Source organism: Actinotalea caeni (assembly GCF_009733795.1).
GTDB classification, from domain to species: Bacteria; Actinomycetota; Actinomycetes; order Actinomycetales; family Beutenbergiaceae; genus Pseudactinotalea; species Pseudactinotalea caeni.
Genome location: NZ_WNXX01000006.1, coordinates 187,273 through 213,007, shown reverse-complemented (window position 1 = coordinate 213,007; position 25,735 = coordinate 187,273). Strand labels below are relative to the sequence as shown.

The following is a 25,735-nucleotide window of genomic DNA, read 5'->3' as shown; positions in this document are numbered from 1 at the left end:
CGGCGCGGGCCGCGCGCGGCGGGCTCGCCACGGCCGGCGGGCGCGACCGTCGGGGCGGGGGTCACCCGCGGGGCGACCTCGCCGACGAGGCCGGCGAGGCGTGCCGCGGTCGGCTGCTCGGGAGCCGCGGTGATCTTCGCGGCGCGCGCCAGCGAGCGGAAGTCGCCCCGCTCCTCCGGGAGCACGATCGTGACGACGTCGCCGCCGGAGCCCGCACGCGCGGTACGACCCGAGCGGTGCAGGTACGCCTTGTGCTCGGCCGGCGGGTCCACGTGCACGACGAGCTCGACGTCGTCGACGTGGATGCCGCGCGCGGCGATGTCGGTCGCCACGAGCACCCGCACCGCACCAGTGCTGAAGGCCTCGAGGTTGCGCTGCCGGGCGTTCTGGGACAGGTTGCCGTGCAGGTCGACGGCGGGGATGCCAGCGGCGGTCAGCTGCTTCGCGAGCCGCTTCGCCTGGTGCTTGGTGCGCGTGAACAGCAGCCGGCGCGTGGTGCCGGAGGCGAGCGTCTCGACGACCTCGCGCTTCTCGTCCTTGCCGGCGACGGTGAACACGTGGTGGGTCATCGCGGCCACGGGCGAGCTGGCCGGGTCGACCGAGTGCGTCACCGGGTCGGACAGGTAGCGCTTCACGAGCACGTCCACGCCGTTGTCGAGCGTCGCGGAGAACAGCATCCGCTGCCCGCCGCGCGGCGTCTTGTCGAGGATGCGCTTGACGCCGGGGAGGAACCCGAGGTCTGCCATGTGGTCGGCCTCGTCGAGGACGGTGATCTCGATCTGGTCGAGCCGCAGCGCGCCCTGGCCGAGGAGGTCCTCCAGCCGGCCGGGGCAGGCCACGACGACGTCGACGCCACGCGCTAGCGCGTTGACCTGCGGGTTCTGGCCGACGCCGCCGAAGATCACGGTGTGGCTCAGACCGGCGGCCGCCGCGAGCGGGCCGAGGGTGTCGGCGATCTGGGTGGCCAGCTCACGCGTCGGCGCGAGCACGAGGGCGCGCGGCGTGCGCGACCGGGCGCGGCCGCCGTCGGCCAGCCGGGCGACGAGCGGCAGCGAGAACGCCAGCGTCTTGCCGGAGCCGGTGCGGCCACGGCCGAGGACGTCACGGCCCCGGAGGGTGTCCGGGAGGGTCGCCGTCTGGATGGGGAAGGGCTCGGTGATGCCGCGCTTCTCGAGCGACGCCACGAGGGAGGAGGGCACGCCGAGCGCGCCGAAAGTCATGCCTGACACAGAGATGTGTTGCCTTCTTCTGAGGGGGTTCACCGCAGTGCAGATGTCACTGGTGCGTCCAGGCCTGAGCCGGCGCATTCGGAACCGCGATGCCACGGGCGAGGTGCCCGCTGCGTCCATTGTCGCAGACCGCGGGGCCCCGCGGTGCCGGTGTGGCCGGGGTCACCCCGTCAGCGCTCGAGCCGCGGGATGACGAGCTGGGTGGCGCCGGTGCTGCTGATCACGTAGGTGTCGGTGACCCGGAACGAGCGCAGCGGCGCCTCGTGCACGGTGAGCGCGCCCGTGCGGATGTCGAGCACGTGCGTCACGAAGCGCCCGCCGTCGTCGTCCTCGACGCGCTGGTTCGCGAGCACGACGACCGCGCCGTCGCCGCCCGTGAGCAGCCCGACGTCGCCCTCGAGCCCCGCACCCTCGGCGCGCCACAGCCGCTCGCCGGTGCCCAGGTCCAGCCCGACGGGGTGGAGGTCCTCGAGGACGACCCCGACGCCGTCGGCGTGCCACGCGGCGACGTCGTCACGTCGGTAGGTCGCCGGCGTCCGCCACACCTGCTCCCCGGTGTCGTCGAGGAGCACGTACTCGCCCTGCGCCTCGTCCCACGCCTGCCGGTCGGGGACCTCGAGCAGCAGCGCGCCGGTACCGCCGTCGGGCAGGGCGACCGCGTCGAGCACGGCCGACTGCGCGGGGTCGCGGTGGGCCCACGTCTCGCGCCCGGTCTCGGCGTCGACGCCGATGACCAGGTCCCGGTCGCCCCCGGTGTCCTCCTGCCAGCCGGTCGTGATCGCGCCCGCGCTGCGCGAGGAGACCACGATCGTCCCGCCGGCGACGTGGAGACCGCCCGGGAAGGCGGTCACCGGCGTCGACCAGCGCACCTCGCCGTCGACGGGGTCGACGCGTGTGAGCCGGTAGGCGCTGCCGTCCTCCTCGTGCGCGTCGCCCACGTCGGTCGCGACGACGAGGTCGCGGTCGCCGACGGGCGCGACGTCGAGCACCGCGCCGTCGAGACCGACGCACGACAGCTCGTCCCCGGTGCGTGCGTCGAGGGTGGTGAGATCGGTGCGGTCGCCCGAGACGGCGAGCAGCCCGATGACGCCCTGCACCCCGCTGACGGCGCCGTCGGTCGCGACGCCCCACAGCGGCTCGCCCGTGCGCGCGTCGGCGGCCACCCAGGTCTGCTCGGTGTACCCGGCCCCCTGCAGCACGACGTCCCCGCCCAGCGGGTAGAGCAGCGGGTCGTACGCCCCGTCGTCGGGGAACGCCGCCGTCGTGAGGCTGGGCTCGGCGAGCCCGGGCGGCAGGTCGGTGAGGTCCACCGGGTCGAGGTCCTGCTCGCGGGCCTCCGGCGTGCCCCACCGGACCACGCGCATGCCGTCGAGCTCGTCGGCATCGATCCGGCTCCAGCCGCCCCCGCAGGTCAGCCCGGTGGCGTCGACGGCGCGACTCACCAGCCCGGTCGTCAGCTCCGCGACGCCCAGCCCGACGGCGAGGGCCGCGACGGCACCGATCGCCACGTTCCGTCGCCGACGGCGCGCTCGTGCTCGCCCCTCGGCCTCGTGGTCGCGCGGCGCAAGGCCCGGCGCCGGCTCGTCGCTCACGCGACCCCCTCCGTGCTCGTCGTCGTCGACCACGCTAGGGGACGCCGCGCCGTTCCCGGGCGCGCGCGGCCACCTCCGGCCGTGCCAGAGTGCGTGCCATGACGATCGTGCTCACCGGAGACTCCATCACCGACGCCGGACGTGACCGGACCGACCCGACCAGCCTGGGCGAGGGCTACCCCGCCCTGGTCGCGCAGGCGCTGCCCGACCAGAGGGTCGTCAACACCGGGATCTCCGGCAACCGGGTCGTCGACCTGCTGGCGCGCTGGCACGACGACGTGCTCGTCCACGCACCGGCGGTGCTGTCGATCAAGATCGGCATCAACGACACCTGGCGCCGCTACGACTCCGACGACCCGACCTCGGTCGAGCAGTTCGAGAGCGGCTACCGCGACCTCGTCACGCAGGCCCGCGACGCGGGCGTGGGCCGGATCATGCTCGTCGAGCCGTTCCTGCTGCCGGTGCGGCCGGACCAGTGGGACTGGCGCGAGGACCTCGACCCCAAGATCCAGGCGGTGCGCCGCATCGCCCTCGACCTGGGCACCGACTACGTGGCGACCGACGGCCCGCTCACCCAGCGCGCCGCCGCCGTCGGCCCGGCCGCGCTCGCCTACGACGGCGTGCACCCCACCCCCGACGGCCACCGGTTCCTCGCCGATCTCTGGCTCGACGCCTACCGCTCGGGCTGAGCCCCTCGACGTCAGCCGGTCAGCGGGATCACGACCTGCGTGGAGCCGGTGTCGGCGAGCAGGTAGGAGTCGGACGGCCGGACGTCGAGCAACGGTGAGACGGTGTCGAGCACCTCGCCCGTGCGCGCGTCCAGCACGAGGGCGATCGCGCGCTGCTCGCCGTCGCCGCCCTCGACGAACCGGTCGGTGACGACGAACGCGCCGCCGAGCACGACGACGTCGTCGGGCAGCAGGTACGGGCCGTCCTCCCACAGCCGCTCGCCCGTCCCCACGTCGACAGCGACCGACGTCGAGCCGTCCGGCAGCAGCAGCACGTCCCCGCTCTGCCAGCTCCCGACCTCGACCGGTCGGGCGAGCTCGACGCTCCACACCTCCTGGCCGGTGGCGTCGAGCAGCGAGTAACCCACCGCGTCGCGGTCCCGGAGCTCGTCGGAGACGGACTGCACGAGCGTCGCACCGGCGCCGTCCGCCGTCGTCACTGCGTCGAGCACCGCCGGCACGGTCGCGTCGGCGTCGAGGCGCCACAGCTCGTCGCCGTCCTCGGCGGACACCGCGACGACGGCGGGGCCCGCCGGCAGGAAGGGACGTTCGAGGAGGCCCTGGCCGTTCGTGGCGGACGCGGCGATCGTGCCCGCGGCGGCGTGCAACGCGGTCGGACGCACCGGCAGCGTCCGGTCCCAGCGCACGCGGCCGGTCACCGAGTCGAGCACGACCAGCCGTCCCGGATCCCCGTCCTCGCCGGCGTCGCGCAGGTGCAGCCCGACGGCCACCTCGTCGCCGAGGTCGGCCATCGCGGTCGGTCGACCGTCCAGCCGCACGCACGACAGCCGCTCACCCGTGCGGGCATCGAACGTCGTCAGGTCGGTGCGGTCGCCGGCCGCGCCGAGCACCGTCAGCCTGCCACCCACGGTGCTGACGTCATGGCCGTCACCGGCCCGGACCCCCCACAGGGGTTCACCGGTGCGGGCGTCGACCACCACCCAGGTGTGCTCGGTGTAGCCGTCGCTCAGGAGCACCGCGCCGTCACCGAGGGGGTGAAGGGTGGGGTTGAAGTCGCGCGGGTCGCTCGGCGGGTAGGTGGTGAGGCTGGGCTGGTCGAGACCCGGCGGCAGGTCGGCGAGCCGCTGCGGGTCGACGAGCTCGCGAGCCTCGGGTGTTCCCCAGCGCACGATCGTCAGCTCGTCGAGCTCGTCGGTGCCGACGCGGTCCCACCCTCGCCCGCACGTCCAGCCGGTCACCTCGACCACCCGCGTGATCAGCCCGAACGCCAGCTGACCCACGACGAGCGCGGCGACGACCAGCACCGCAGCGGCGATCGTCAGGCCGCGCCGTCGGCCGCGGGCGGTCCGCTCGCGCTCGGCCCCGCGGTCGCGCGGCGTCAGCCGCGGCGACACCTCCTCGGTCATGTGCACCCCTTCCCCGGACGCCGCCCAGGGTAGGGCGTCGGGCGACCGTGGAGGTCGCACGACCGGTGGGGACCCCTGCCCGGACGCACCGAGGGCCGCCGTCGATGTCTCGACGGCGACCCTCGGGTCGTTCAGCGCGCTGCGGTCACGCGGTGCCGCGCGCCTCGCCGGTGCTCGACGGCGGGGCGTCGGTGGTGGCCGCGCCCACGCCGACCGGCTCGATCTCGGCGTCCTCGACCGGGGCGTCCTCGGTCGTGACGTCCTTGGCGACGCCCGCGAACGTGAACTCGCCCAGCAGACCCTCGCCCTCGGCGTCGACGACGACCTTCTGGCCGCTCTTCAGCTCGCCGTAGAGGATCTTCTCGGACAGCTGGTCCTCGATCTCGCGCTGGATCGCGCGGCGCAGCGGCCGCGCACCCAGCACCGGGTCGAACCCGCGCTCGGCCAGCAGCTCCTTGGCCGCGGGCGTGAGCTCGATCTGCATGTCCTTGTCCGCGAGCCGCTTGGCCAGGCGCGCGATCATCAGGTCGACGATCTGGAAGATCTCGTCCTTGCCGAGCTGCGGGAAGACGATGACGTCGTCCACGCGGTTGAGGAACTCCGGGCGGAAGTGCTGCTTCAGCTCGTCGTTGACCTTGACCTTCATGCGGTCGTAGCTCGTCGACAGGTCGCCGCCGGCCTGGAAGCCGGTGAGCAGACCCTTGCTGATGTCCCGGGTGCCCAGGTTCGTCGTCATGATGATGACGGTGTTCTTGAAGTCCACCTGACGACCCTGGGAGTCGGTGAGCTTGCCCTCCTCCAGGATCTGCAGCAGCGAGTTGAAGATGTCCGCGTGGGCCTTCTCCACCTCGTCGAACAGCACCACGGAGAACGGCCGACGGCGCACCTTCTCGGTGAGCTGGCCACCCTCCTCGTAGCCGACGTAGCCGGGCGGGGAGCCGAACAGCCGCGAGACCGTGTGCTTCTCGGCGAACTCGCTCATGTCCAGCTGGATGAGGGAGTCCTCGTCGCCGAAGAGGAACTCGGCCAGCGCGCGCGCCAGCTCGGTCTTCCCGACGCCGGTCGGGCCGGCGAAGATGAACGAACCACCCGGGCGGCGCGGGTCCTTGAGGCCCGCACGCGTGCGACGGATCGCCTGCGACAGCGCCTTGACGGCCTCGTCCTGGCCGATGACGCGCTTGTGCAGCTCGTCCTCCATGCGGAGCAGCCGGCTGGACTCCTCCTCGGTGAGCTTGAAGACCGGGATGCCGGTCGAGGCGGCGAGCACCTCCGCGATCAGCTCCTCGTCGACCTCGGCGACGTTGTCCATGTCGCCGTTGCGCCAGGCCTTCTCCTTCTCGGCACGCTCGGCGACGAGGCGCTTCTCCTCGTCACGCAGCCGCGCGGCGCGCTCGAAGTCCTGGTCGTCGATCGCCGACTCCTTGCTGCGCTTGGCCTCGGCGATCTTCTCGTCGAGCTCGCGCAGCTCCGGCGGCGCCGTCATACGACGGATGCGCAGCCGGGCGCCGGCCTCGTCGATCAGGTCGATCGCCTTGTCCGGCAGGAAGCGGTCGTTGACGTAGCGGTCGGCGAGGTTCGCGGCCGCGACGATCGCGCTGTCGGTGATCGTGACGCGGTGGTGCGCCTCGTACCGGTCGCGCAGACCCTTGAGGATCTCGATCGTGTGCGTGAGCGTCGGCTCCGCGACCTGGATCGGCTGGAAGCGGCGCTCGAGCGCGGCGTCCTTCTCGATGTACTTGCGGTACTCGTCCAGCGTCGTCGCACCGATGGTCTGCAGCTCGCCGCGGGCCAGCTTCGGCTTGAGGATGCTGGCCGCGTCGATCGCACCCTCGGCGGCACCCGCACCGACGAGCGTGTGGATCTCGTCGATGAACAGGATGATGTCGCCGCGGGTCGAGATCTCCTTGAGCACCTTCTTGAGGCGCTCCTCGAAGTCACCGCGGTAGCGCGAGCCGGCGACCAGCGCACCCAGGTCGAGCGTGTAGAGCTGCTTGTCCTTGAGGGTCTCGGGGACGTCGCCGCGGGCGATGTCCTGCGCGAGGCCCTCGACGACGGCGGTCTTGCCGACGCCGGGCTCACCGATCAGCACCGGGTTGTTCTTGGTGCGACGGCTCAGCACCTGCATCACGCGCTCGATCTCCTTGTTGCGCATGATGACCGGGTCGAGCTTGCCCTCGCGGGCCGCCTGGGTGAGGTTGCGCCCGAACTGGTCGAGCACCGCCGAGCCCGACGGCGTGCCCTCGGCGGGCCCACCGGCCGAGACGGCCTCCTTGCCACCCTGGTGGCCGGAGATCAGCTGGATCACCTGCTGGCGCACGCGGTTGAGGTCGGCGCCGAGCTTGGTCAGCACCTGGGCGGCGACTCCCTCGCCCTCACGGATGAGGCCGAGCAGGATGTGCTCGGTGCCGATGTAGTTGTGGCCGAGCTGCAGCGCCTCGCGGAGCGACAGCTCGAGCACCTTCTTGGCGCGCGGGGTGAACGGGATGTGACCGACCGGGGCCTGCTGGCCCTCGCCGATGATGTCCTGCACCTGCTGCCGCACCGCGTCGAGGGAGATGTTGAGGGACTCCATCGTCTTCGCGGCGATGCCCTCGCCCTCGTGGATCAGCCCGAGCAGGATGTGCTCGGTGCCGATGTAGTTGTGGTTGAGCATCCTCGCTTCTTCTTGCGCGAGGACGACCACGCGGCGAGCACGGTCCGTGAACCTCTCGAACATGACACTTCTCCCAACGAGCGGGGGCGGGTTTCGTCAAGGCTAACCACGCCCACCCCCCGGTTCTGCCGGTGTTCGCCGCAGGCGGAGAGGCGTGTCACGCCCTGCCCGCGGGGGTACCGGCGACCTGCGCGTGCCTGGCAACCTCAGGCCTGCGCGAGCGCGGCGTCGAACGCCGCGAGCGCGGCGGGCGAGAACAGCACGAACCGGACCAGGCGCACCGGGCCGGCCCGGCCGTCGTCGAGCACCTCGCGGACGGTCCCGACGGCGGCCCGCGCCACCTCGGTGACGTCCCACCCGTAGACACCGGCCGAGACGGCCGGGAACGCGACCGACGTCGCGCCCAGGTCGGCGGCGACCTGCAGGCTGGAGGCGAAGCAGGACGCGAGCAGCGCGGGGTCGGTCTGACCGCGGCCGCGGTCGGGGCCGACCGTGTGGATCACCCAGCGTGCGGGGAGGTTCCCCGCGCCGGTGGCGACGGCCTGGCCGGTGGGCAGCCCGTCCGGGAGCCGCTCCTCGCGCAGTCGCCGGCACTCGGCCAGCAGCGCTGGGCCGGCGGCGCGGTGGATGGCGCCGTCGACACCGCCGCCGCCCAGCAGCGAGGAGTTCGCCGCGTTGACGATCGCGTCGACCTGCTGGGTCGTGATGTCGCCCTGGACGGCCTCGATGGTCGCGCCCGTGCTCACCGGGTGGTCGCTCCCCGGTGCCGCTGCGCGCGCGCGACGTAGCCGGGCGCGCTGCGGGCGACGGCGGCCCGCTCCTCCTCGGTGGTCTCGCGGCGCACCTTGCCGGGCACCCCGAGCACGAGCGAGTTCGGCGGGATCTCGACGCCCTCCGACACGAGCGCACCCGCACCGATGACTGAGCCGGAGCCGATGACGGCGCCGTTGAGCAGGATCGACCCCATCCCGATCAGCACGCCGTCGGCGATCGTGGCGCCGTGCACGATCGCGCCGTGCCCGATCGTGACGTCCGCGCCGACGCGGACCGGGTGCCCGGGGTCGGTGTGCATGACGCAGCCGTCCTGGACGTTGGACCGGGGACCGATCTCGATGCGGTCCTCGTCGCCGCGCAGGACGGCGCCGTACCAGACGTTGGCACCCTCGGCGAGGTGGACGTCGCCGATCAGGGTGGCGGTGGGCGCGACCCAGGCGCCGTCGTGCACGTGCGGGCCGTCGCGGTCGGGGAGCTCGACGATCATGCGGTCGATCATGCCGCGCCCGGCCCCGCGGCGTCAGCCGGTCCTACGCTGGGCCGATGACCTACGCCGACCTCGACGCCGACTCCCAGGTCGAGCTGCTGCGGCCGGTCGCGGCCGAGGGCGCCCGCCAGCTGGGGCTGGAGGCCGCCGACCTGGCCCTGGTGAGCCACGCCTACAACACGACGTTCCGCCTGACCACGCCGCAGGGCGAGGTCGTCGCGGTGCGGGTGCTGACGAACTCCGACAGCACGACCGCGCAGCTGGCGGCGCAGCACGCGTGGATGCACGCGCTCGCGCGAGACACCGCCATCGCCGTGCCGGACCCGGTGCTCGGACCCGACGGCCAGGACCACGCGGTCGTCGCCAGCGCCGAGGTGGGTCGCGACGTCGTCGTCGTCGCGGCCTCCTGGCTGCCAGGCGACGATGTCGGCACCGACCTCTCCGAGGAGCAGGCGCACACGCTCGGCGCCACGATGGCGCGGATGCACGAGCACGCCGAGCGGTGGCACCCGCCCGAGGGCGCGTCGCTGCCGGTCTATGACGACCCGCTGTTCGGCGCCGAGGACGTGCTGAGCTCCTCGCCGCTGCCCGACGGCGGCGCCGAGCTGGTGCTCGGCGCGCTCGCCGACGCCTGCGCGGCGTACGCCGCCATCGGCGAGGCCGACCTCATCCCGATCCACGCCGACCTGCACGGCGGCAACCTCAAGTGGCACGAGGGCCGACTCGCGGTGTTCGACTTCGACGACTCCGGCCTCGGCACACCCGTGCTGGACCTCGCGATCAGCGCGTTCTACCTGCGCGGCTGGTCCGCCTCCGGCGACGCCGCCGAGGCGGCGATGCGCGCCGGGTACGCGACCGTGCGGCCGCTGCCCGAGGTGGACGAGGCGACGTTCGAGACGCTGGTCGCCGGTCGTCAGCTGCTGCTGGGCAACGACCTGCTCACCACGAGCACGGCGTCGCTGCGCGCCGAGGCCGCCGCCTACGCCGCCGTCACGTGCGACCGGCTCCGTGCCTGGCGCGAGACCGGCCGGTTCACCCGCGCGGTGGGCGAGACGCGGACCCTCGGCTAGGTCTCCAGCAGCAGCGTCATCGGGCCGTCGTTGACGAGCTCGACCTCCATCATCGCGCCGAACACCCCGGTCGCGACGACGACGCCGCGCTCGCGCAGCAGCGCCGCCACCCGGTCGACCAGCGGCTCGGCCACGGGCCCGGGAGCGGCGCCGGACCACGAGGGGCGACGCCCCTTGCGGGCGTCGCCGTAGAGCGTGAACTGCGAGACGACGAGCACGCCGGCGCCGGTGTCGACGACCGACCGCTCGTCGCGCAGGATCCGCAGCTCGGCGATCTTGCGCGCGATCGTGGCGGCGTCGTCCTCGCCGTCGGTCGGTGCGACACCCACGAGCGCGACCAGTCCCGCGCCGATCTCGCCGACGACCTCGCCGTCGACGCGCACCCGCGCGGACGTCACGCGTTGCAGGACCGCTCGCACGCCCTCAGCCCCCGAAGGCCGCCACGACGGAGCCCACCGGCTCGCCGTGCCCGAGCACCGGCACGCGCGCCCACTCCCCCGGGCCGCGCTCCCCCAGCAGCCGCAGCGCCTCGGCGAGCACCACCGGCACCGGCCGCTGGCTGCCGTCGGCGACCTTCGCGACGACGGCGCGGCCGCCGGGCAGCGCGGCGGCGAGCACGCCCTCGGCGCCACCCTTGACGACGAGCCCCGGCACCGTGCGCATCGCCTCGGTGTCGACGCGGCCCTCGCCCGCCACGAGCTCGGGGTGGCTGCGCATCACGTGCGCGATGCGGTGCTCGTGGGTGCCTGGCTCGGCGTCGACGAGCGCGCTCAGCCCCCGTGCCAGCCCGCGCAGCGTCCCGGAGAACAGCGGGGCGCCGCAGCCGTCGACAGTCACCTCGCCGGGCCGGACGCCGCTGACCTCGGCGACCACCTCGGCGATCGCCCGCTGCAGCGGGTGGTCCGGCGAGCGGTAGTCCGCCGTCGACCAGCCCGCCGCGACGCACGTCGCGAGCATCGCGGCGTGCTTGCCCGAGCAGTTCTGCGTGATCGACGCCGGGCCCGCGCCGGCGCGCACGACGGCGGAGCGCGCCTCGCGGTCCAGCGGCCAGTCGGGCGTGTTCTGCAGCGCGTCGTCGTCGAGACCGACCGAGCGCAGGACCGAGCGCGCGACCTCGACGTGGGCGGGGGTGCCGGCGTGCGAGCCGCACGCGAGCGCGAGCTGGCGGTCGTCGAGCCGCACACCCGTGCGCAGCATCGCGAGCGCCTGCAGCGGCTTGAGCGAGGAGCGGGCCAGCACCGGGGCGTCGGGGTCGCCGAGGACGAGCCGGTCGCCGCCGGCCGACGTGACCAGCAGGTGGCCGGTGTGCACGGACTCCGCGACGCGGCCGCGCACCACCCACGCCAGCGGCTCGCCGGGCGGGGTGCGCAGCAGGTGGGGCTGCGGGGTCACCAGCGCGATCCGTCGCGGCGCCCGCGACCCGAGTAGCGGTCCACGGCGGGGCGCACGTCGGCGAGGTAGACGCCGGCGGGGACGACGGCGATCAGCACGAACAGGACCGGCAGCGGCGAGACGCCGATCGGCGGCGGGATGCCGAGGAACCCGACGAGCACCGCACCGGCGAGCACGGCCGCCCAGAAGGTCTTCGTGCGCTTGTCGGCCGCCTCGAAGCTGGGGGCGGGCGTGCGGGCCGCGTGGATCAGCGCCCAGATCTCCAGCGCCACGCCCACGAGCGAGAGGCCCAGGAACAGATACATCTGCAGCAGGCCGATCGCGCTCACCCGAGCAGCGTACGCCACCGCTGTGTGGGATCGCCGGGGCCGCTCCGGTGCCGCGCTAGGGGCGGCGGCGCAGCCCCGCGCGGTCGATCGGGTCGGGGCGTCCGGTCCCGACGCCGTCGGGCGAGACGATCGTCTCCTGCGCGGCCGCGACGCCGTCGACCACGAGCTCCAGGGTCGGGTCGAGCGAACGCTTGACGACCGCCAGCCCGATGGGTCCGAGGTCGTGGTGCCGCGCGACCGAGGTGAGCCTGCCGACCTCCCGCTCCCCGGCCATGACCGCCGCACCGACCTCGGGGATCAGGTGGTCGGAGCCGTCGATGTGCAGCGCGACGAGCCGCCGCGGCGGCTTGCCGAGGTTGAACAGCTTCGCGACCGTCTCCTGGCCGCGGTAGCAGCCCTTGGTGAGGTGGACGGCGGTGCGGAGCCAGTCGAGCTCGTGCGGCAGCGTGCGCTCGTCGACCTCACGGGCCAGCCGCGGCCGCCAGGCGGCGACCCGCAGCGCCTCCCACGCCCAGACGCCGGCGAGCCGGGCGCCCGCGGCGGTGGCGGCGTCGACGACCGCCTCGAGCCGGTCCCGCGGGACGAGCCACCAGGCGGCCGAGCGCTGCTCGCCGGGGTGGCCGGTGGTGGGGCCGTACGCGGTCGAGCTGTCCGCGACCCGCGGCCAGGGGTCGAGCCAGCGCAGCGGCTCCTCCCCGTCGGGCAGCCGCAGCCCGGGCCCGTCGCCGTGCGTGCCGAGCACCGCGAGCTCGTCGACCTCGCGGACCTCGACGCGCAGCATGAACCGCATCGAGTCGAGGAACGCGACCAGCGGCCCGACGCCGTCGCGCTCGGTGACCAGCCAGGTCGTGGTGCCGTCGTCGAGCACCGCCGCGGCGTGCTGGACGTGCCCCTGCGGGTCGAGCAGCAGCATCTCGGTCGGGACCAGCGGCGCCAGGTCGGCCAGCTGCTGGCTGGCGAGCGAGTGCAGCCAGGTGAGCCGGTCCGGGCCGGTGACGGCCGCGACCCCGAGGTGGGACAGGTCGGTGACGCCGATGCCGCGCTCGAGCGCGCGCTGCTCGGCCACCGGGTCGCCGTAGTGCGCGGCGACGCCCTCGTCGGGTCCGCCCGCGGGGACCGCGCCCGGCCTGGTCAGCAACGGAGAGCTCATACCGTCCTCAACGCCCGCGCGTCGTGGGCATTCCTGCGACCGGCCGCGCTCACAGCCGCTGCAGCCGCCCGGAGGCGTAGGACTGCAGCTCGTGCCCGAAGGCGGCGAGGTCCCACGCCCAGAACAGCTCGCTCTGCACGAGGCCGTAGATGCGGCTGGCGGCGGTGACCTCCGCGCCGAAGTTCGTGCGCGCGACGACGTCGGTCGCCAGCTCCACGCGCGGGCCCTGCGCCTGCCCGAGGTACACCGACACGTGCCCGCTGGGGTCGGCGAGCAGCACCTCGATCTCGCTCGGTACGGTCCCGGGCGCGGAGGGCTGCTCGGTGAGCGCGCTCGCGTCGTCCGGCGGGCGCGGGGTCACCCGCCAGTAGCCGGACTCGCTCGACCACAGCTGCCCCGGGCGCAGCGTGTCGAGGTCGACACGCTCCTCGATCGAGTCGAGCTCGCCGTCGAGCAGCCACGTGGTCGCCCGGTACAGCAGGTACGGGCCGCCGTCGTGGTCGAAGGTGACCTCGGAGACGATCGGGCGCTTGGGGATGTCGGGGTACTCGAGGAAGCCCGGGCCGCGCCAGCCTCCGACGAGCCAGGCGAGCGGGTAGACCTCCGGGGCCAGCCCCTCGGGGAAGGAGAACGTCACGTCGTGAGCCTACGACGAGGCGGCGGTACCGGTCAGGTGACGAGGAGGACCCGGCCGACGACGTAGACAGGCAGCCCGCTGACGGCCACCGCGAGCATCGCGGCCGAGATCGCGGGCCAGAGCCGGCCGGAGGCGGGGAACTGCCCGAACAGGTGGTGCACGGTCGCGGTGAGGAGGCCCGCCGCGAGGCCGACCAGCACGCCGGTGGTCATGCCGACCGTCACCAGCAGATAGCCGACGCCGACGCCGACGAGCGCCGTCAGCGTGATCGTCAGCACCGAGGAGTAGGGCGAGGGCAGCGGGATCGCCATCACCGCCGAGGCCGCGGCCAGCGTCACCGCACCGGTGAGCAGCAGCGCCACCTGGGCGCCGCCGGTGCCGAGCGCGAGCCACCCGGCGGCGGAGACGACGACGACGCTGCCGGCGACCATGCCGGAGACCGACTCCACGAGACGGGGCCGGCCGTCGCGTCGCGCGAGCTCGTGCACGAACCCCGCGAGCACCGCGCCGGCCAGCACGAGCGCCAGCCACGCGACGTCCGCGGTCAGCTCGACGACCGCCACCGCGCTCGCCGCGGTGAGCAGCAGGACGGCGACCGCACCCCGACGTGTGGGGAGCCCGAGAAGGCTCGGCCAGCCGACCGAGAACAGGGCCGACACGCCGAGCACGGTGCCGACGAGGAGGGGCCGCTCGCCGAACGCGGTGATGCCGACGCCGGCGGCGGCGGTCGCCGTCACGACGCTGCGGAAGGCACCCCTGATCATCGCCAGCCCAACCCCTCGACCGAGTCGACGACGCGTCCACGCGCGCTGCGCCGTCCAGCGCTCAACCTACCCGGAGTCGCCCGGCACGCCGGGGCTCTAGACTGCGACGACTGGTGCGGGAGGAAGACGCATGGCGGATCTGCTGATGCTTACCTCGGAGCCAGGTGGGTCGGCGCAGGTGCTCGGCGCCCTGGCTCTGCTGCCGCATCGCGTGCGGGTGGTGCCGCTGGAGCCCTCGGCGCTGCTCGACGCGCCGGAGTCCGACGCGGTCCTGGTCGACGGCCGGCGCGACCTGGCACGCGCGCGCTCGACGTGCCAGCTGATGCGCTCCACCGGCATCGACGTGCCGCTGCTGCTCGTGCTGACCGAGGGCGGGCTGCCGGTCGTGGGCGTCGACTGGGGCATGGACGACGTCGTGCTCGCCGATGCCGGGCCCGCGGAGCTGGACGCCCGGCTGCGGCTGGCGATCGACCGCGGCCACGTCTCCCCCGCAGAGAACGAGGTCGAGGAGATCGAGGCGGGCGAGCTGCGCATCGACGCCGGCGGCTACACGGCCCGGCTGCGCGGGCGTGCGCTCGACCTCACCTACAAGGAGTTCGAGCTCCTCAAGTACCTCTCGCAGCACCCGGGCCGGGTGTTCACCCGGGCGCAGCTGCTGCAGGAGGTGTGGGGCTACGACTACTTCGGCGGCACGCGCACGGTCGACGTGCACGTGCGGCGGCTGCGCGCGAAGCTCGGACCCGAGCACGACTCGATGATCGGCACCGTCCGCAACGTGGGGTACCGGTTCGAGCCCCAGCGCGAGCGGCGTGACGCCCGCCCGAGCGACGACGTCGACGGCACCGGCACCGGCACCGGCACGGACGAGCAGACCGACCCGGCGGACCGGGCCGACCGGGACGGGCTCTCCGAGCAGCGCAGCGGTCACCGCTGAGATCCGCGACCCCCGGCCCGTGGTGCGGTGCACCGGGTCGCGGCACCTAGACTCGTCGCGATGCCGGGCCGCTTACCGGCCCCGGGCTCCACACACAGCCGCTACGAGCGGCCTTCGCGCCGTCAGGCGCTGGACGGCCCGGCATCATCACCGCAGCCCTCCGAGGTGGCCGGCACGTCGTCGCGCAACATGGGCCCGCCGTGCGCGACGACGCGGGCGTGACGTTCACCGCACCTCCGCATGCGCCCGACGGGCGCCACGAGTCCCCCGAGTGCCCTAGCCTTGGCACCGATTTGGCTTCTCGAGACCACGGAGACACCCATGCGGTTCCGCATGACTCCTCGCGACACCACGTTCTTCGACCTGTTCGCGAGCCTCGCAGGCCACCTGGTGACGGGAGCCGACGTGCTCGCCCAGGTGATCGGCGCGCCACCCGCTGAGCGCCCTCCGCTGACGGAGAAGCTGCGCGACGTCGAGCACCTCGCCGACGATGCCACCCACGGCATCATGCGGCGGCTCAACCAGACGTTCGTCACCCCGTTCGACCGTGACGACATCTACGCGCTCGCCTCGAACCTCGACGACTGCATGGACTTCATGGAGGCGGCGGGCGAGATGGTCGTGCTCTACGCCGTCGACGACCTCCCCGCGAAGGTCAACGACCAGGTGGTCACGCTGCAGCGGGCGGCGGAGCTGACGGCCGACGCGATGCCGCGGCTGCGCACGATGGAGGGCCTGCAGGAGTACTGGATCGAGGTCAACCGGCTCGAGAACGAGGCCGACCGCGCCTACCGGGCCCTCAACGCCGACCTGTTCAGCAACCCGCGCTACCAGGCCACCCCGGCCGGCGTCGTGGAGATGATGAAGCTCAAGGGCGTCATCGACGCCCTCGAGGGGGCCGCCGACAGCTTCGAGACCGTCGCGAACTGGGTCGAGACGATCTGCCTCAAGGAGTCCTGAGGACCGGTGGACCTCACCTTCCTGCTCGTCGTCCTCGTCGTCGTCCTCGCGCTGGCGTTCGACTACACGAACGGCTTCCACGACGCCGCGAACGCGATCGCGACCTCGGTCTCGACGCGGGCGCTGACGCCGCGCACCGCGCTCATCCTCGCGGCGGTCATGAACCTCATCGGTGCGCTGCTGGGCACCGGGGTCGCGCAGACCATCGGCAGCGGCATCATCGACGCCCCCACGGGGCCGGACGGCCTCGTCGTCGTGCTCACAGGTCTGGTGGGTGCGATCGTGTGGAACCTCATCACCTGGTGGCTGGGGCTGCCGTCCTCCTCGACGCACGCCCTCATCGGCGGCCTCACCGGCGCGGGCGTCGCCTCGTTCACGGGCGTGCACTGGCAGGTCATCCTCGACAAGGTCGTCATCCCGATGGTGGTGTCGCCGCTCGTCGGGTTCACGCTGGCGTTCCTGCTGATGGTCGGCGTGCTGTGGATCTTCCGCAACGCCGCCCCCGGCAAGGCGTTCCGCCGGTTCCGGATCGCGCAGACGATCTCGGCCGGCGCGATGGCGCTCGGGCACGGCCTGCAGGACGCGCAGAAGACGATGGGCGTCATCGTGCTCGCGCTCGTCGTCGGCGGCTTCCAGACCGACCACGAGATCCCGCTGTGGGTGAAGCTGGCCGCGGCGCTCGCGATCTCGGCCGGCACCTACGCGGGCGGCTGGCGCATCATGCGCACCCTCGGTCGCAAGATCATCGAGCTCGACCCCGCGCGCGGCTTCGTCGCGGAGTCGGTGGCCGCGTCGGTGCTGTACACGACCGCGTTCGTGTTCCACGCGCCGATCTCGACGACGCACACGATCACCTCGGCGATCATGGGCGTCGGTGCCACCAAGCGGCTCTCGGCCGTGCGGTGGGGCGTGGCCCGCTCGATCGCGACGGCCTGGGTGCTGACGATCCCGGCCGCGGCCGCGGTCGCCGCCGGGCTCTACCTGCTGATCTCGCTGTTCCTCTGAGTCCTGCGCCTCTGAGTCCTGCGCGTCGCGCCTGTCGCGGGGTGGGGAGGCCTGCCCATCGCGGCGGCGGTGCCGCCGGGAGGCCTGCCCCTAGACTCGCACCGTCCGTCAGACTCGACAGCTCAGGGGAGCACCTGTGAAGACCCGCATCATCCGGACCTCGTTCGTTGCGCTCGCCGGCCTCGGCCTCATCGGCTCGCTGGCCGCGTGCAACCAGCAGGTCGCCACCGCCGAGGTCGGAGAGTGCGTGAACTCCGACGACCTCATGGGCGAGATCACCGAGATCCCCACGGTCGACTGCTCCGAGGAGCACGACAGCCAGGTCATCGGCAAGTTCGACATCGAGGACGGCGACTTCCCCGGCCAGGAGGGCATCAGCGCCGCCGCCGAGGAGGGCTGCCGCGAGGCCTTCGAGAGCTTCGTCGGGATCTCCTTCGACGAGTCCTCGCTGCAGATGACCTACGTCGGCCCGTCGCAGGACACCTGGGACCAGGCCAACGACCGCGAGGTCATCTGCTTCGCCGTGGGCGAGTCCACGACCGAGTCGTGGGAGGGCGCGGCGATCTGAGCCGCGTCATCCGCACGCGCCACGAGGGAGACCTGATGAGAGCTCGCCGACCCGCCGCCCGCGCCCTGCTCGGCCTGGCCGGGTCGGCGAGCCTCCTCGTCGCCCTCGCGGCGTGCAGCGGGGGGTCCGAGGACCCCGCGCCCGCCGACCCGACCGGGTCGGCGACCACCGAGGACGCCGCCACCGACGACGCCGCGACCGAGCCGACCGAGCCGGCCGAGCCGACCGACGACGCGGGCACCACCGACCCCGCCGACGACGGCACGCCCGGGATCGAGGACGTCCCGACCGCCGACGTCGGCGCCTGCATCAACCTCATGGAGATCCTCACCGCCGAGGGCGTCTCCGACCTCCCCGCCGTCGACTGCACGACCGAGCACGACGCCCAGGTGTTCGCCGTCGTCGACCTGCCCGACGGCGACTTCCCCGGCGACCAGGCGGTGACCGAGGCGATCGCGACCGAGTGCGAGGCCGCGTTCGAGGGCTTCGTCGGCACCCCGCCGTCGGAGTCCGAGCTGGAGCACGACGGGCTCGGCCCCTCGGAGGCGACCTGGACGGTGGGCGACCGCGAGATCATCTGCCTCGCCTTCCACGAGGACCTCCGCACGGTCACCGAGAGCTTCGAGGGCTCCGGGCTGTAACCGGCTCAGCCGAAGCGGCCGGAGATGTAGTCCTCGGTCGCCTTCTGCGACGGGCTGGAGAACATCACCGAGGTGTCGTCGATCTCGATGAGACGACCCGGCTTGCCGGTGCCGGCGATGTTGAAGAAGCCGGTCCGGTCGGACACCCGCGCGGCCTGCTGCATGTTGTGGGTGACGATGACGATCGTGTAGTCGTCCTTGAGCTCGTTCATGAGGTCCTCGATCGCCAGCGTGGAGATCGGGTCGAGCGCCGAGCAGGGCTCGTCCATGAGCAGCACCTGCGGCCGGACGGCGATCGCGCGCGCGATGCACAGCCGCTGCTGCTGACCACCCGAGAGCGACGAGCCGGGCCGGTTCAGCCGGTCCTTGACCTCGTTCCAGAGGTTCGCGCCGGTGAGCGCACGCTCGACGATCTCCTCCTGCTCCGACCGCGGCAGCCGACGGTTGTTGAGCTTGACACCGGCGAGGACGTTGTCGGCGATCGACATCGTCGGGAACGGGTTGGGGCGCTGGAACACCATCCCGATCTGACGGCGCACCTCGACCGGGTCGACGTGCTTGCCGTACAGGTCGACGCCGTCCATGACCGCCTTGCCCTCGACGCGCGCACCGGGGATGACCTCGTGCATGCGGTTGAGGGTGCGGAGGAAGGTGGACTTGCCGCAGCCGGAGGGCCCGATGAGGGCGGTGATCGAGCGCGCCTCGATCGTCATCGTGACGCCCTCGACGGCGAGGAAGTCGCCGTAGTAGACGTCGAGGTCGCTCACGTCGATGCGCTTGGACACGGTGGGGGCTCCTGGGGTGGGTCGTCGAGGGCGCCGCGTCAGCGGGCGCCCTTCGGGGAGAAGTACCTGCTCACGAGGCGGGCCACCAGGTTGAGCAGCATGACGATGAGGATGAGGGTGAGCGCGCCGGCCCACGCGCGGTCGACGCTGGCGCCGCCCTGCGCGTACTGCCGGAACACGTAGACCGGCAGCGTGGCGATGCGGCCGTCGAAGGCGTTCCAGTTGACGTTGGCGACGATGCCGACGGTCAGCAGCAGCGGCGCCGTCTCGCCGATGACGCGGGCGATCGCGATCATGACGCCGGTCGTGATGCCGGCGATCGCGGTGCGCAGCACGACCTTGACGACCGTCAGCCACTTCGGGACGCCGAGCGCGTACGCGGCCTCGCGGAGCTCGTTCGGCACGAGCCGCAGCATCTCCTCGACCGAGCGCACCACCACCGGCGTCATCAGCAGCGCGAGCGCGACCGCGCCCATGACGCCGGCCTTGTACTGCGGCCCGACGACGACCATGAACAGCGTCGCCGCGAACAGGCCGGCGACGATCGAGGGGATGCCGGTCATGACGTCGACCAGCACGGTGATCGCGCGCTTGAGCGGGCCGGGACGGGCGTACTCGACGAGGTAGACGGCGGTAAGGATCCCGAGCGGGATCGCGACGAGCGAGCACAGCCCGGTCACCCAGAGCGTGCCGATGATCGCGTGGAAGACGCCGCCCTCGACCGAGGCCCCGAAGATCCCGACCATGTCGTCGTTGAGGAAGGTCCAGCTGAACCGCTCCATGCCGAACCGCAGCACCAGCACGACGAGCGAGACCAGCGGGATGGCGGCGAGCACGAAGGCCGCCGTCACCAGCGTGGTCGCGAGCCGGTCGGTCGCCCAGCGGCGGCCCTCGACGACCGCGGAGAGCGTCGTGATCGCGACGACGTGCACCAGCGCGCCGAAGAGCAGCGCACCCGTGAACGTGAAGGTGCCGCTCAGCAGCGACAGCAGCGCGCCGACGCCGAGCGCGCCCGCGAGCACCGCCCACGGCGCGTAGGCGGGCAGCCGCCGGCGGCGCCGGACGGGCTTGGGCGGGACCGAGACCGCGGTCATCAGTTGGCTCCGGAGAACTCGGCCCGCCGGTTGATCACCCAGCGGGCGGCGAGGTTGACGGCGAACGTCAGCAGGAACAGGAACAGACCGGTCGCGATGAGCACGTCGGCGCCGAGCGCCCCGGCCTCGGGGAACTGGTTGGCGATGTTCGCGGCGATCGACTGGTGCTGGCCCGGTCGCAGCACGTAGAGGTTCATGGCGAACCCGGGCGCCAGCACCATGAGCACGGCCATCGTCTCGCCGAGCGCCCGGCCCATGCCGAGCATCGCGGCGGAGATGATGCCGGAGCGGCCGAACGGCAGCACCGCCTGCCGGATCATCTCCCAGCGGGTGGCGCCGAGCGCGAGCGAGGCCTCCTCGTGCAGCCGCGGCGTCTGCAGGAACACCTCGCGGATCGTCGCGGTGATGATCGGCAGGATCATGACGGCGAGCACGAGCCCCGCCGTCATGATGTTCTTCGCGGGGCCGACGTAGCCGGAGAACGGCGGGAACCAGCCCATGTGGTCGGACAGCCACTGGAACAGCGGGCCGACGAGCGGCTGCAGGAACTGCAGCCCCCAGAGCCCGAAGATCACCGACGGGATCGCGGCGAGCAGGTCGACGAGGTAGCCGAGCCCCTGCGCGAGCCGGCGCGGCGCGTAGTGGGAGATGAACAGCGCGATCCCGATGCTGAGCGGCACCGCGACGACGAGCGCGATCACCGAGGAGAGCACCGTCCCGAACGCGAGCGGCGCGACGTAGCCGAGCAGGCTCTGCCCGCGCATGAAGCCGACGTCGGCGAGCTCCTCGCGCGTGGCGAGCAGCGCCGGCACGGCCCGGTAGACCAGGAACGCGGCGACGAGCCCCAGGAGCACGACGATCGTGATCCCGGCGCTCGAGGAGACCCCGCGGAAGATCGCGTTGCCGACCCGGCCGGGTGCGCGCCCGCGCCGGATCGTCTCGCTACCGGCCACCGCAGCCACCGGTCACTCCTCTCGTCACGGTTCCGGGCGCGGCACAGGGCGGGGAGCCGTCGCGCTCCCCGCCCGTGCCCGAGCCCGCTCGGGAATCAGCCCGCAGCAGTGATCTGCTCGATCGCGGCATCGACCTGCTCGCGCAGGGTGTCGGAGATCGGGGCGGACCCGGCGACGTCCGGCTGGGCCGCGCGCTCCTGACCCTCCTCGCTCGCGACGTAGGAGAGGTAGGCGGCGACGTTGGCGGCGTCGGCCTCGCTCTCGTACGTCGAGCAGGCGACCAGGTAGGAGATCAGCACGATCGGGTACGTGCCGGACTCGGTCGTGTCGCGGGCCAGCTCGATCGTCAGGCGCAGGTCGGAGGCGTCCTCGGTCGGCGGCGAGGCGTCGACGACGGCCGCGGCGGCCTCCGCGGAGTACGGCACGAACTCCTCGCCCACGCCGATCGCGGCGGTGCCGAGGTCGCCCGCGCGGGAGGCGTCGGCGTAGCCGATCGCGCCCTCCTGGCTGCTGACGGTGTCGATCATGCCCTGGGTCTGCGCACCGGAGACGGTGCCCTCGATCGGCCAGGTGTCCGACGGCTCGTGGGTCCAGACGTCGGGCGCCACGGCCGCGAGGTACTCGGTGAAGTTCTCGGTGGTGCCGGAGCCGTCGGAGCGGTTGACCGGGGTGATCGCCAGGTCGGGCAGCTCGACGCCCTCGTTGGCCTCGGTGATCGCGGGGTCGTCCCAGCGGGTGATCTCGCCGGCGAAGATGCCCGCGAGCGCCTCCGGGGTGAGGTTGACGTGCTCGGCGTCGACCTCGGGGAGGTTGTAGACGACCGCGATCGGCGAGATGTAGAGCGGCAGCTCGAGGGCCTCGCCGTCGCCGCAGCGCTCCTGCGCCGCCTCGAGCTCCTCCGGCTTCAGGGGGGAGTCGGTGCCGGCGAACTGCACGGCGCCGTTGAGGAACTGCTCGCGACCGGTGCTGGAGCCGGTCGGGTCGTAGCTGACCGTCACGCCCGGGTTGGCCTCGGTGAACCCGGCCACCCAGCCGAGCTGGGCGTTCTCCTGCGAGGAGGCGCCGGAGCCGGCGATTGCGCCGGAGAGCTCGCTGGTCTCGTCCGCGCCGCCACCGGTCGCGGCTGTGTCGTCGTTCCCGCTGTCGCCATCGACGCCGCCCGGGCCGCAGGCGGCCACGGTGAGCGCGACCGCGCCCAGGAGCGCAAGGCCCGCCACGCGGGTGGGGCGCCAAGTTGCACGCTTCACGTTCGATCCTTATCTGTGGTCATGGGGCCCGATTCCCTCGGGCGGTCCCGACGCTAGGTGCGGCTGGTGACCGCACTCCCCCGACCAGGTGAACGCCAGGTGAACGGCGGCGGCACGCCGTCGTGATCCGTGTCACGAGCGCGGTGACGAGCGGGTGACGGCGGGGCGACGGGGCCGTCGAGGAGCGTTCAGGTGCGGTGCAGCTCGGCGGCGACGACGCGTGCCCTGCGCTTGCCGGGCGTCGCGAGGTGGAGCACGAGCAGCTCACCCTTGGCGAGCCACGGGTCGGTCTCGGGGAGCACGTCGCGCACGCGGTGCACGCTGCGCGCGCTGACGGCGTCGAGCACGAGCGGCAGCGTCGGCCGGTGCAGGCACAGGGCCGCGCCGGGGCTGCGGGTGCGCAGCGTCTCCAGCACGAGCGCGCGGGCGCTGCGCGGGTCCGCCTCGGCGCCGTCCTCGGTGAGCTGCGGCGCCAGCACGAGGTCGAGCCCGGCGGCCTCAGCGTACGGCGCCACGGTGTCGCGGCAGCGTGCCCACGGGGAGGTGACGACCTCCTCGGCGCCGAACGCCGACAGCAAGGGCACCAGACCGAGGGCCTGCCGACGACCTGCCGAGGTGAGCGGCCGGGTGTCCTCGCCCTTCGTCCACGCGCTGCGCGACCGTGCCCGGCCGTGCCGGGCGAGCTGCACGGTCCAGGTGTCGAGCCTGCCCTCGTCGAGGTAGTCGAGCAGGGCCGACAACGGCGCCCGGTCCGAGCGGCGGCTGAGCATCCGCATCGCCTTCTCGGCGGACACCCAGCGGACCTCGTCGACCTCGTTCTTGGCGGGCTTGACACGCGTCCGCGCCCTGACGGCGGCCGCGCCCTCGGGTGCGACGGTCGCGGCCCAGTAGTGGCTGACCTTGGTGGCGCCGCTGGTGAGCCGGTAGCTGACCGCGGGCAGCGGGCGCCCGAGCACCACCTGCACCCCGGTCTCCTCCGCGACCTCGCGCACCGCGCAGGCCGGGAGGCTCTCGCCGGGGGCGAGCTTGCCCTTGGGCCACGACCAGTCGTCGTAGCGAGGACGGTGGATGAGCAGCACCTCGACGCTGCGCTTGCGCTGACGCCACACGACCGCACCGGCCGCGACGACGACCTTCGACGACCTCCGGCCCACCCGCGACTACCTGCCCGCCGCGGTGGGACGCCGGTGCGCGGACATCAGCAGCGACTGCAGGTCGGCGAGCGGCTGCCCGTCGGCGTCGCGGTGCACGCGCCGCCACACCTGGTCGCCGCCCGGGTCGTGCTCGAGGTGCCAGGACGCCGTCGTCGGTGCGACCGAGGCGTCGATGAGCCCGACGAGCTCGGCGACGTGGTCGGGCTCGACGACCTTGACGAGCACCTCGACCCGGCGGTCGAGGTTGCGGTGCATGAGGTCGGCGCTGCCGATGAAGACGTCGGGGTCGCCGTCGTTGGCGAACGCGTAGATGCGGGAGTGCTCGAGGAACCGGCCGAGGATCGACCGGACCCGGATGTTCTCCGACAGCCCGGGCACCCCGGCCTTGATCGCGCAGATGCCGCGGACGACGACGTCGATCGGCACCCCGGCCTGCGAGGCGCGGTAGAGCGCGTCGATCGTCGCCTCGTCGACGACGGAGTTCATCTTCATCTTGATCCACGCGTCCTTGCCGGCGCGGTGGTGCTCGATCTCGCGCTCGATGCGCTCGATCAGGCCGGTGCGGATCGACCGGGGCGCGACCAGCAGCCGGTGGAACTTCGACTTGGGCGCGTAGCCGGAGAGCTGGTTGAACAGCCGGGTGAGGTCCTGCCCGACGTCGGGGTGGCAGGTGAGCAGCCCGTGGTCCTCGTACAGCCGCGCGGTCTTCGGGTTGTAGTTGCCGGTGCCGATGTGGCAGTAGCGGCGCAGCCCGTCGGTCTCCTGGCGCACCACGAGCGAGAGCTTGCAGTGGGTCTTGAGCCCGACGATGCCGTAGACGACGTGGACGCCGGCCTGCTCGAGCTTGCGCGCCCACTCGATGTTGGCCTGCTCGTCGAAACGGGCCTTGATCTCCACGATCGCCAGCACCTGCTTGCCGGCCTCGGCGGCGTCGATGAGGGCGTCGACGATCGGCGAGTCGCCGGACGTGCGGTAGAGGGTCTGCTTGATCGCGAGCACACGCGGGTCGGCGGCCGCCTGCTCGAGGAACTGCTGCACGCTCGTGGAGAACGAGTCGTAGGGGTGGTGCAGCAGCACGTCGCGGGCGCGGATGGCGGCGAAGATGTCGGTGGGGTTGGCGCTCTCCACCTCGGCGAGGTCGCGGTTGGTGGTGGGCACGAACCGCGGGAAGCTCAGCTCGGCGCGGTCGAGGTCGGCGATGACGTTGAGGCCGGTGAGGTCCAGCGGCGGCGGCAGCTCGTACACGTCCTGCTCGCCGATGCTCAGCTCGCGCACGAGCATCTCGCGCAGCTTGGGCGTGAAGCCCGCCGCGAGCTCGAGCCGCACCGGCGGCCCGAATCGGCGCCGCAGCAGCTCCTTCTCGAGCGCCTTGAGCAGGTTCTCGGCGTCGTCCTCCTCCACCTCGAGGTCCTCGTTGCGGGTCACCCGGAACACGTGGTGCTCGACGACGTCCATGCCGGGGAACAGGTAGTCGAGGAAGGAGGCGATGACGTCCTCGATCGGCACGAACGAGGACTCGGTGGCCATCTCGGCGGTGACGTCGTCGGGCGAGCGGGGCTTGCCCCGGGCGTCGACGGCGATGAACCGCGGCAGCAGCGGCGGCACCTTGACGCGGGCGAAGTGCTCCTTGCCGGTGGCGGGGTTGCGAACGATGACGCCGAGGTTGAGCGAGAGCCCCGAGATGTAGGGGAACGGGTGCGCCGGGTCGACCGCGAGCGGCGTCAGCACCGGGAAGATCATGCGGCGGAAGTACTTGTGCAGGCGCTCCTTCTCGGAGTCCGACAGCGCGTCGAAGTGCACGAGCGTGATGCCCTCGGCCTGCAGCGCGGGCTGCACGACGTCGGTGAAGACGCGCGCGTGACGGGCGGTCAGCTCGTGCGCGGTGACGCTGATCTGCTCGAGCACCTGCCGCGGGGTCAGGCCCGAGGCGGCGGTGACCGCCATGCCGGTGGCGATGCGGCGCTTGAGGCCGGCGACGCGGACCATGAAGAACTCGTCGAGGTTCGAGGCGAAGATCGCGAGGTAGCGGACCCGCTCCAGCAGCGGGATGTCGGGGTCCTCGGCGAGCTCGAGCACGCGCTCGTTGAACCGCAGCCACGACAGCTCGCGGTCGGCGAAGCGGTCCTCGGGCAGGTGCGGCTGCTGCAGCTCCCCGCCCGGGCCGCCGGCCCCGTCCTCGACGTCCGACGCCGCCGGCGCCGCCTGGTCCACGCTCATGTGCA

The 25,735-nt window shown here is 73.0% G+C and carries 25 protein-coding genes; 7 read left to right on the top strand and 18 right to left on the bottom strand.

What is annotated here, in order from left to right; genetic code table 11:
• Together GPA02_RS07880 and GPA02_RS07875 are read right to left on the bottom strand one after the other, a co-directional pair.
• Positions 1 to 1,220, bottom strand: a 1,220-nt coding sequence (locus GPA02_RS07880; RefSeq protein ID WP_156199378.1) for a DEAD/DEAH box helicase, incomplete at its 3' end; no start/stop codon positions are given.
• Positions 1,221 to 1,399: 179 nt separating this feature from the next.
• The gene (locus GPA02_RS07875) at positions 1,400 to 2,821 is read right to left on the bottom strand and encodes an outer membrane protein assembly factor BamB family protein (RefSeq protein WP_156199357.1); all 1,422 of its coding nucleotides are present in this window, start codon (positions 2,819 to 2,821) and stop codon (positions 1,400 to 1,402) included.
• A 98-nt stretch (positions 2,822 to 2,919) separates the two neighbouring features.
• Here GPA02_RS07875 and GPA02_RS07870 point away from each other — a divergent pair, with 98 nt between their 5' ends.
• Positions 2,920 to 3,510, top strand: a complete 591-nt coding sequence (locus GPA02_RS07870) for an SGNH/GDSL hydrolase family protein (protein WP_156199356.1) — start codon at positions 2,920 to 2,922, stop codon at positions 3,508 to 3,510.
• An 11-nt stretch (positions 3,511 to 3,521) separates the two neighbouring features.
• On the opposite strand, the gene GPA02_RS07865 is transcribed toward GPA02_RS07870, so the two are convergent.
• The 4 genes from GPA02_RS07865 to GPA02_RS07850 all read right to left on the bottom strand — a co-directional run bounded on the left by GPA02_RS07865 (position 3,522) and on the right by GPA02_RS07850 (position 8,830).
• Positions 3,522 to 4,916 carry an outer membrane protein assembly factor BamB family protein gene (locus GPA02_RS07865; RefSeq protein ID WP_156199355.1) on the bottom strand — a complete coding sequence of 465 codons (1,395 nt, stop codon included), beginning with the start codon at positions 4,914 to 4,916 and terminating at the stop codon, positions 3,522 to 3,524.
• Positions 4,917 to 5,061: 145 nt separating this feature from the next.
• Positions 5,062 to 7,632 carry an ATP-dependent Clp protease ATP-binding subunit gene (locus tag GPA02_RS07860; RefSeq protein ID WP_156199354.1) on the bottom strand — a complete coding sequence of 857 codons (2,571 nt, stop codon included), beginning with the start codon at positions 7,630 to 7,632 and terminating at the stop codon, positions 5,062 to 5,064.
• A 143-nt stretch (positions 7,633 to 7,775) separates the two neighbouring features.
• Positions 7,776 to 8,315 (bottom strand): O-acetyl-ADP-ribose deacetylase, encoded by a 540-nt coding sequence (locus tag GPA02_RS07855; protein WP_156199353.1) that lies wholly within the window; start codon positions 8,313 to 8,315, stop codon positions 7,776 to 7,778.
• Positions 8,312 to 8,830 carry a gamma carbonic anhydrase family protein gene (locus GPA02_RS07850; RefSeq protein ID WP_204986529.1) on the bottom strand — a complete coding sequence of 173 codons (519 nt, stop codon included), beginning with the start codon at positions 8,828 to 8,830 and terminating at the stop codon, positions 8,312 to 8,314. Before GPA02_RS07850 ends, GPA02_RS07855 begins: the two co-directional genes overlap by 4 nt.
• Positions 8,831 to 8,886: 56 nt before the next feature.
• On the opposite strand from GPA02_RS07850, the gene GPA02_RS07845 reads away from it, so the two are divergent.
• Positions 8,887 to 9,900 (top strand): phosphotransferase enzyme family protein, encoded by a 1,014-nt coding sequence (locus GPA02_RS07845; RefSeq protein WP_156199351.1) that lies wholly within the window; start codon positions 8,887 to 8,889, stop codon positions 9,898 to 9,900.
• Here the strand turns inward: GPA02_RS07845 and dtd are convergent.
• From dtd to GPA02_RS07815, 6 genes are read right to left on the bottom strand one after another with little or no spacing between them, the layout of a single operon-like run.
• Positions 9,897 to 10,319 carry a D-aminoacyl-tRNA deacylase gene (gene dtd / locus GPA02_RS07840; protein WP_156199350.1) on the bottom strand — a complete coding sequence of 141 codons (423 nt, stop codon included), beginning with the start codon at positions 10,317 to 10,319 and terminating at the stop codon, positions 9,897 to 9,899. The genes GPA02_RS07845 and dtd overlap by 4 nt on opposite strands.
• 4 nt (positions 10,320 to 10,323) lie before the next feature.
• Positions 10,324 to 11,292, bottom strand: a complete 969-nt coding sequence (locus tag GPA02_RS07835; RefSeq protein ID WP_240133943.1) for an asparaginase — start codon at positions 11,290 to 11,292, stop codon at positions 10,324 to 10,326.
• Positions 11,289 to 11,621, bottom strand: a complete 333-nt coding sequence (locus tag GPA02_RS07830; RefSeq protein ID WP_240133942.1) for a DUF2516 family protein — start codon at positions 11,619 to 11,621, stop codon at positions 11,289 to 11,291. Before GPA02_RS07830 ends, GPA02_RS07835 begins: the two co-directional genes overlap by 4 nt.
• A 55-nt stretch (positions 11,622 to 11,676) precedes the next feature.
• Positions 11,677 to 12,771 (bottom strand): CAF17-like 4Fe-4S cluster assembly/insertion protein YgfZ, encoded by a 1,095-nt coding sequence (gene ygfZ, locus GPA02_RS07825; RefSeq protein WP_156199349.1) that lies wholly within the window; start codon positions 12,769 to 12,771, stop codon positions 11,677 to 11,679.
• A 49-nt stretch (positions 12,772 to 12,820) separates the two neighbouring features.
• On the bottom strand, positions 12,821 to 13,408 hold the full coding sequence (locus GPA02_RS07820) for a heme-binding beta-barrel domain-containing protein (protein WP_156199348.1): 588 nt from the start codon (positions 13,406 to 13,408) through the stop codon (positions 12,821 to 12,823).
• Between the two features lie 32 nt (positions 13,409 to 13,440).
• Positions 13,441 to 14,172, bottom strand: coding sequence for a hypothetical protein (locus tag GPA02_RS07815; protein WP_156199347.1), 732 nt, complete (start codon positions 14,170 to 14,172; stop codon positions 13,441 to 13,443).
• Between the two features lie 130 nt (positions 14,173 to 14,302).
• On the opposite strand from GPA02_RS07815, the gene GPA02_RS07810 reads away from it, so the two are divergent.
• The 5 genes from GPA02_RS07810 to GPA02_RS19445 all read left to right on the top strand — a co-directional run bounded on the left by GPA02_RS07810 (position 14,303) and on the right by GPA02_RS19445 (position 18,280).
• The gene (locus tag GPA02_RS07810; protein ID WP_156199346.1) at positions 14,303 to 15,106 is read left to right on the top strand and encodes a response regulator transcription factor; all 804 of its coding nucleotides are present in this window, start codon (positions 14,303 to 14,305) and stop codon (positions 15,104 to 15,106) included.
• A gap of 321 nt (positions 15,107 to 15,427) precedes the next feature.
• A complete protein-coding gene (locus GPA02_RS07805) occupies positions 15,428 to 16,066 on the top strand; it encodes a DUF47 domain-containing protein (protein ID WP_156199345.1) in 639 nt (212 codons plus the stop codon).
• A 6-nt stretch (positions 16,067 to 16,072) separates the two neighbouring features.
• Entirely contained in the window at positions 16,073 to 17,071 is a 999-nt protein-coding gene (locus tag GPA02_RS07800; protein WP_156199344.1) for an inorganic phosphate transporter, read from the top strand.
• A gap of 136 nt (positions 17,072 to 17,207) precedes the next feature.
• Complete coding sequence (locus tag GPA02_RS07795; protein WP_156199343.1) at positions 17,208 to 17,639, top strand: septum formation family protein; 432 nt, start codon at positions 17,208 to 17,210, stop codon at positions 17,637 to 17,639.
• 35 nt (positions 17,640 to 17,674) lie between these two features.
• Positions 17,675 to 18,280 (top strand): septum formation family protein, encoded by a 606-nt coding sequence (locus tag GPA02_RS19445; protein WP_156199342.1) that lies wholly within the window; start codon positions 17,675 to 17,677, stop codon positions 18,278 to 18,280.
• Positions 18,281 to 18,285: 5 nt separating this feature from the next.
• Here the strand turns inward: GPA02_RS19445 and pstB are convergent, their stop codons facing one another.
• The 6 genes from pstB to GPA02_RS07760 all read right to left on the bottom strand — a co-directional run bounded on the left by pstB (position 18,286) and on the right by GPA02_RS07760 (position 25,730).
• A complete protein-coding gene (gene pstB, locus GPA02_RS07785) occupies positions 18,286 to 19,065 on the bottom strand; it encodes a phosphate ABC transporter ATP-binding protein PstB (RefSeq protein ID WP_156199341.1) in 780 nt (259 codons plus the stop codon).
• A gap of 38 nt (positions 19,066 to 19,103) precedes the next feature.
• Positions 19,104 to 20,159, bottom strand: a complete 1,056-nt coding sequence (gene pstA, locus GPA02_RS07780; RefSeq protein ID WP_156199340.1) for a phosphate ABC transporter permease PstA — start codon at positions 20,157 to 20,159, stop codon at positions 19,104 to 19,106.
• Complete coding sequence (gene pstC, locus GPA02_RS07775; protein WP_156199339.1) at positions 20,159 to 21,121, bottom strand: phosphate ABC transporter permease subunit PstC; 963 nt, start codon at positions 21,119 to 21,121, stop codon at positions 20,159 to 20,161. The genes pstA and pstC overlap by 1 nt, the downstream gene beginning before the upstream one ends.
• 86 nt (positions 21,122 to 21,207) lie before the next feature.
• Positions 21,208 to 22,359: a phosphate ABC transporter substrate-binding protein PstS gene (gene pstS / locus GPA02_RS07770; protein WP_156199338.1), complete on the bottom strand. Its 1,152-nt coding sequence runs from the start codon at positions 22,357 to 22,359 to the stop codon at positions 21,208 to 21,210.
• A 188-nt stretch (positions 22,360 to 22,547) separates the two neighbouring features.
• Positions 22,548 to 23,513, bottom strand: a complete 966-nt coding sequence (locus GPA02_RS07765; RefSeq protein WP_156199337.1) for an NUDIX hydrolase — start codon at positions 23,511 to 23,513, stop codon at positions 22,548 to 22,550.
• Positions 23,514 to 23,519: 6 nt separating this feature from the next.
• Positions 23,520 to 25,730, bottom strand: coding sequence for an RNA degradosome polyphosphate kinase (locus tag GPA02_RS07760; protein WP_156199336.1), 2,211 nt, complete (start codon positions 25,728 to 25,730; stop codon positions 23,520 to 23,522).
• Positions 25,731 to 25,735 lie beyond the last annotated feature (5 nt).